At 43.8% G+C, this 3,392-nt stretch carries 4 protein-coding genes and 1 pseudogene; all 5 read left to right on the top strand.

The window, feature by feature from the left end; all coding sequences use genetic code 11:
* A pseudogene (locus PI95_RS36565) lies at nt 1–180 on the top strand (hypothetical protein); the annotation flags it as partial.
* 189 nt (nt 181–369) lie between these two features.
* On the top strand, nt 370–648 hold the full coding sequence (gene pipX / locus PI95_RS34930) for a transcriptional coactivator PipX (protein WP_039752519.1): 279 nt from the start codon (nt 370–372) through the stop codon (nt 646–648).
* A complete protein-coding gene (locus PI95_RS34925) occupies nt 645–1,316 on the top strand; it encodes a YggS family pyridoxal phosphate-dependent enzyme (protein ID WP_039752520.1) in 672 nt (223 codons plus the stop codon). The genes pipX and PI95_RS34925 overlap by 4 nt, the downstream gene beginning before the upstream one ends.
* A gap of 483 nt (nt 1,317–1,799) precedes the next feature.
* Nucleotides 1,800–2,390 carry a cell division protein SepF gene (locus PI95_RS34920; protein WP_039752521.1) on the top strand — a complete coding sequence of 197 codons (591 nt, stop codon included), beginning with the start codon at nt 1,800–1,802 and terminating at the stop codon, nt 2,388–2,390.
* Nucleotides 2,391–2,476: 86 nt separating this feature from the next.
* Complete coding sequence (proC, locus tag PI95_RS34915; protein WP_039752522.1) at nt 2,477–3,289, top strand: pyrroline-5-carboxylate reductase; 813 nt, start codon at nt 2,477–2,479, stop codon at nt 3,287–3,289.
* The last annotated feature ends 103 nt before the right edge of the window (nt 3,290–3,392 follow it).

Below are 3,392 nucleotides of genomic sequence, written 5' to 3'. Positions count from 1 at the left end.
CGCTTGGGAGCCAGTGCGTTGGGGAGGCAGTGCGGTCTTGGGGTTTCCCCAAGTGGAGCATCTGCCGTCGGGGATGCCGACAGTCACGCACCTGGCGGGGGAGATTTGCCCTCTTGGGCAGTTGGTGCAAACCTGCTGTCTAATGGCGAGTCATTGAACCAAGAATCCCCGTCCTTTTAAGGCGGGGAGTGTCAATCTCCTTTCTTCACATTAGGAACTACATCAATGTCTTAATAACCGCGAATCGACATCAAAAGTTGGTTGTATGCTCGCATTTTAAGCAAATATTGTGTCCAGATAAAGGTATTATCGTCTGGATGAAAGTATTTCATGGCGAGAAGATATATGTACTTATACCTTCACTATTAAATGAACTCAGAAAACTCGGAAACTTACATAAATCACCCAACTTGGGGTTTGCTCTACAGAATCTGTATGGTTGATGAGAACCAAGAGATGTTTACTACACTGTATGCCCAACGCTTATTTTTTTTGGTGGCAACAGACGGTAAAGGTATCAAATTTCAGTCTATAGGACGTACCGAAGCTCGAATGATGCTGGAAAATCGCTTGCGAACTTTGCGGCGCACTGGACACTCTCAGGAGTACGATCAGCTTCAGAGTGTTTTCCAACGCACCTTCCAATGAGTAGTTCGATCAAAGAACGCATTACCACAATCCGCTCCTCACTTCCTGATTCAGTTCGGTTGATTGCTGTCACCAAGCAAGTTTCTTGCGAGGTAATGCGTTCTGCCTATGCCGCAGGACTGCGGGATTTTGCTGAGAGTCGCATTCAAGAAGCTACCAGCAAACAAGTTGAATTACAAGACTTAACAGATATCACCTGGCACTTTATTGGACATTTGCAAAGCAATAAAGCCAAAAAAGCGCTTTCCCAATTCAGTTGGATTCACTCTGTAGATAATTTACAACTGGCGCAGCGCCTAAATCAATTGGCGCAAGAGTTAAAAGTGAGTCCCCAAGTTTGTCTACAGGTGAAAATTCTTGTTGATCCCAACAAATCTGGTTGGAGTGCGACCCAATTATTAGCTGACTTACCAGCACTCAATCAATGCGAAAATTTAAAAATTCAAGGTTTGATGACAATTCCTCCTGCTGGATTGGATGATGCAGAAATAGCGCGTGTATTTAATCGTACCCGCGAACTCGCCCAAGAAATACAAAGACAAAACTGGTCAAATATAAAAATGCAGCATCTTTCGATGGGGATGTCTGGCGATTATAAGTTGGCAGTGCAAGCGGGTGCAACGATGGTAAGATTGGGAACGATCTTGTTTGGCGATCGCTCTGTGTAAAATATTCACATTACCAGTGATTTGAGGCAGTATTACCTCTAAATACAGAATAATTTTTTAACCAGCTGGTTGTGTAGGTAACAAAAGATATAGTATGAACAAAAGCAAAGAAAAATTAAAATATGGGTAACAAAAAGTTTTTTCAGGACAACTATTAGTATATAATTCGGACTCATTATTGCAATTCGTCAAGGTCAACTGAAGGCTCAAGTATGAAGGATAAAATACCCCATTCATAAACGGATGGGGCTTGAACTAAGAAAAAATCTTTTACATTGGTGTCCGGTGTTAAGAACCTTGTACCAAATGACACATTTATTTTTCATCACTTATCCTTTATACTTCAAATCATGACCAGAACTTGTAATAGATGCTACAAACAGCGCTAAAATTGCATACCTGTCAGTTCTTTGTAGCGATGAAAGCTGAGTGAATCAACTTTTGTCACATCAGTAAAGGTGGTTAATTCTTGGAGCGTAAACCATGAACAATATATTTTCCAAACTTAGAGACTTCGTTGGTCTGAATGAGCAAGTCGAATACGAATACTACGAAGAAGAACCAGATACGAAAAGCTACCAAAATATATATCAAGAACAAAACGTCTCTCCAGCACCACAAGAGCAAAGCCAACAAAATCGACGTTGGCGCGAACCCATGCCTACAATGGAAACTGATGTAACAACAGGTTCAAAGCCTATGAGTAATGTTATTGGGATGCCAGGAGCGATAAACGGAATTTCCGAAGTATTGGTGCTAGAACCACGCACCTTTGAGGAAATGCCCCAGGCAATTCAAGCATTGCGAGAACGGAAGTCCATAGTGTTAAATTTGACAATAATGGACCCGGATCAAGCACAACGCGCCGTCGATTTTGTCGCAGGTGGAACTTACGCACTCGACGGACATCAAGAGCGCATCGGTGAAAGTATATTTTTGTTTACGCCAAGCTGTGTACAAGTTAGCACTCATGGTGGCGTACTTCACGAAGTACCCCAACCCCCAGTTCGTCCCGCACGTCCTACAGGTGCAACTCCCACTTGGGGAAATGAAGCCAATCGGATGGCACAATAAGATTAGTCGAGAGTCAAGAGTCAAAAGTCCAGAGTTTATAGTTTTTGACTCTTGACTATTGACTATTGACTCTTGACTATTAACGAATGACTATTAAATTTGGCTTAATTGGTGGTGGGGTAATGGGAGAAGCGCTGTTATCCCGCCTTATTGACAGAGGCATTTACCAACCATCAGAAGTCATAGTAAGCGAACCCCAACCTTCACGTCAGAGCTATTTAGAGCAGAAATACGCTGTAACGGTGACACCAGATAATCGGCTGGTTTTTACAGCTGCAACAGAAGTTGTATTTTTAGCAGTGAAGCCGCAGGTGTTCAGCGCGATCGCTCAAGAATTAGCAGATGTCATCGGTACAAATTCCTCGCCCCTAGTAATTTCTATCTTGGCAGGTGTGCCCCTGGGTCAGCTAGAAGCCGGATTTCCCCAGTTACCAGTAATTAGGGCAATGCCGAATACCCCAGCAACTGTAGGAGCCGGAATTACCGCAATTTGCTTAGGTGCATATACACATGCCAACCATTATCAAAAAGCACAGGAAATCTTTGCCGCAGTCGGGGAAGTTGTCGAAGTTCCGGAAAATTTGATCGACGCAGTAACAGGACTTTCCGGTAGTGGTCCGGCTTATGTAGCGTTGATGGTGGAAGCATTAGCTGATGGTGGAGTAGCCGCAGGTTTACCCAGAGCGATCGCCTATCAATTAGCTCTTTCTACCGTACTGGGAACCGCAACACTGCTGCATGAAACCAAATTACACCCAGCAGAACTCAAAGACCGCGTTACCAGTCCTGGTGGCACAACAATTGCCGGTATTGCTCAACTAGAAAAAGCTGGTTTTCGTTCAGCCTTAATTGAAGCTGTCATTGCTGCCACAGTGCGATCGCTTGAATTGGGGAAATAGAAAATGGGGAATGGGGATTCACAAACACTCTTTCACTCATTGACAGGCTTGTTTTAAAGATCCGCGATGCCCAACGAACCTGCAAGATGAAGCCTGTCCATTT

It is taken from the genome of Hassallia byssoidea VB512170, from assembly GCF_000817785.2.
Taxonomy (GTDB): domain Bacteria; phylum Cyanobacteriota; class Cyanobacteriia; order Cyanobacteriales; family Nostocaceae; genus Hassallia; species Hassallia carrinoi.
Note: the sequence above shows the minus strand (reverse complement) of the source record. Positions and strands in the feature narration are given on the sequence as shown.

Coding starts and splice junctions, on each gene's coding strand:
- pipX (WP_039752519.1), top strand. CDS start 370: ATGAACTCAGAAAACTCGGAAACTTACATAAATCACCCAACTTGGGGT.
- PI95_RS34925 (WP_039752520.1), top strand. CDS start 645: ATGAGTAGTTCGATCAAAGAACGCATTACCACAATCCGCTCCTCACTT.
- PI95_RS34920 (WP_039752521.1), top strand. CDS start 1,800: ATGAACAATATATTTTCCAAACTTAGAGACTTCGTTGGTCTGAATGAG.
- proC (WP_039752522.1), top strand. CDS start 2,477: ATGACTATTAAATTTGGCTTAATTGGTGGTGGGGTAATGGGAGAAGCG.